The organism is Parvibaculum sp. (assembly GCF_030694575.1).
In the GTDB taxonomy this organism is placed as follows: Bacteria; Pseudomonadota; Alphaproteobacteria; order Parvibaculales; family Parvibaculaceae; genus Parvibaculum.
Genome location: NZ_JAUYUS010000104.1, coordinates 1 through 2,170, shown reverse-complemented (window position 1 = coordinate 2,170; position 2,170 = coordinate 1). Strand labels below are relative to the sequence as shown.

At 66.6% G+C, this 2,170-nt stretch carries 2 protein-coding genes; both read left to right on the top strand.

What is annotated here, in order from left to right; translation table 11 throughout:
* Window positions 1-1,594, top strand: a 1,594-nt coding sequence (locus tag Q8S60_RS14850) for a hypothetical protein (RefSeq protein ID WP_305668687.1), incomplete at its 5' end; no start/stop codon positions are given.
* A 10-nt stretch (window positions 1,595-1,604) separates the two neighbouring features.
* Window positions 1,605-2,170: murein hydrolase activator EnvC (locus Q8S60_RS14845; RefSeq protein WP_371134393.1), on the top strand; the 566-nt coding region annotated here is incomplete at its 3' end.

Genomic DNA, 2,170 nt, shown 5'->3' with positions numbered 1-2,170 from the left:
TGGCTCACGGATTATCAAGATTATCATGGCTGCAATGACCGGCGTTCGACCTCTTGTCCTTGTCTTGCTGGACGGCTGGGGTGTCCGGACGGAGCGCGAAGGCAATGCGCTCGCGACAGCGCGCACGCGCATCTACGACCGGCTTGCGGCTGCCTCCCCCCAAAGCCTGCTGGCGGCCGCCGGTGAAGCCGTGGGCCTCGCGGCGGGGAAGCCCGGTTATCCGCAAGCGGCCTATTCCGCGCTTGGCGCGGGACGGCCCGTCCCACCGCCCGCCGCACGCATTTCGCGCGCCTTTCAGGAAGACGGTCCGGGGGGCATAGCGGCCCATCCTGTCCTGCATCAGCTCGTTTCGCGCGTGCGCCCGCTCGGCGGCGCCGTCCACCTCGTCGGCACGATGACACCGTCCAACGTGACCGGCCACCAGCGCTACCTGGCCGTGCTGGCGGCCCTTCTCAGCCACGAAGGCGTGAAGGTCTGGGTCCACGCCGTGATGGACGGACAGGACACCCGCGCGCAAAGCGGCATCGAACATCTGGCCGAATTCCTCGACGACATCGCCGGCGCGGAAAACGCCGAACTCGGCAGCGTGATGGGCCGGAGCTTCGGCTTCGACGACCTGTCCGACCCCGCGGCCATCGCGACGGCCTGGCGCGCGCTTGCAAATGCCGAAGCCCCGTATACGGAATACCCGACCGCCTATCTCGATCAGTGCTACCGGAAAGGTTTGAGCGACGACCGGATACCGCCGTCCATCGCCTCATCCTACCGGGGCATCAGACAGGACGACGCCGTTCTGCTCGTCAACCTTCAGGCGGATCATGCGCACGGCCTGTTCGGCGCGCTGATCGACCCGGTGACGGCAGGCCTTGCGGAGAAGGCACCTTCGCTCAGCGGCATCTACTCGCTGACCCGGCTCGCCGCGCCGCTCGGCGATAGGGTGACGCCTCTTTTCGAGGCGATGAGTTTCAAGGCGAGCTTTGCCGAAACGCTGGCACAAGCGGGACTGAACCAGCTCACGCTGACGGAGACGGCCGCAGAAGCAAATCTCTGGAACTTCGCGCGAGGCGGCGCGACCGCCCTCTTCCATGGCGAAACGGTTCTGGTCACCGACACGCTGCCGCTGACGCAGGCGGAAAAGAAACCCGAACTTGCCTCCGCCGCCATCACCGACGAATTGTTGGCCGCGCTGAAGAAGGGCGAGCACGACGTCATCACCGCAAATTTTTCCAATGCCGCCATTCTCGGCCGCACCGGCAATGTCCGCGCCACGGTCGAGGCGATCGAGGCGATCGACAAATGTCTCGGCAAGATCGCGGCGCAGGTCGACAAACGCGGCGGCACGCTCATTCTTTGCGGCACCTATGGCAAGGCCGAAATGATGCTGGACCCGGAAACCGGCGGCACCTGGCGCGGCACGACGACTTCCGACGTGCCGCTCATCCTGATCGGCGGACCGAAGGAACTCGAACTCCAGAACGGAACTCTGGCCGACGTCGCGCCGACATTGCTGCATCTTCTCGGGCTCGCCGCACCGCGCGAGATGACGGGCCGTTCGCTCATCGCCGCCTCCGTGCCAGACCGGATCAGTGCATAGGCGGGCTCATATGAAGCTCGGGCCGCTGCTGCTGGCGGCGGGCCTTTTGGCGATTTCGCCGCCCGCCGTGCGGGCCGAGACGATGGAGCCCGGCGAACTGGACGCCCTGCAGCGCCAGATCGACAGCAGCCGCGAACGCCAGAAGGAATTGCAGGCGCAATCGGCCGCCGCACAGAAGGAAGCGGACGAAATCCGCGACAAGCTCATCGAGGCGGCCGCGCGCGTTCAGGCCTACGAAGCCGATGTCTCTGCCTCGGAAGACCGGCTACAGGGCCTGAAAGGCGCCGAAGCTGTGATCGCGGCGCAGCTCGAACGCAGACGCGACGAGATGGCCGAGCTTCTGGCGGCGCTGACGCGGCTCGACAGGCACCCGCCTCCCGCACTTGCCGTCCGACCGGACGATGCCCTGGCCTCCATCCGGAGCGCGCTTCTGCTCGGTGCGGTGGTACCCGAACTTCAGGCGGAAGCGACCGATCTGCGCGACCGGCTGGAGCAACTGGCGGCGCTGCGCAAGGACATACTGGACGAGCGCGAGACGCTGGGAACGGCACAGACCTCGCTTGAAGCCGAGCGCCG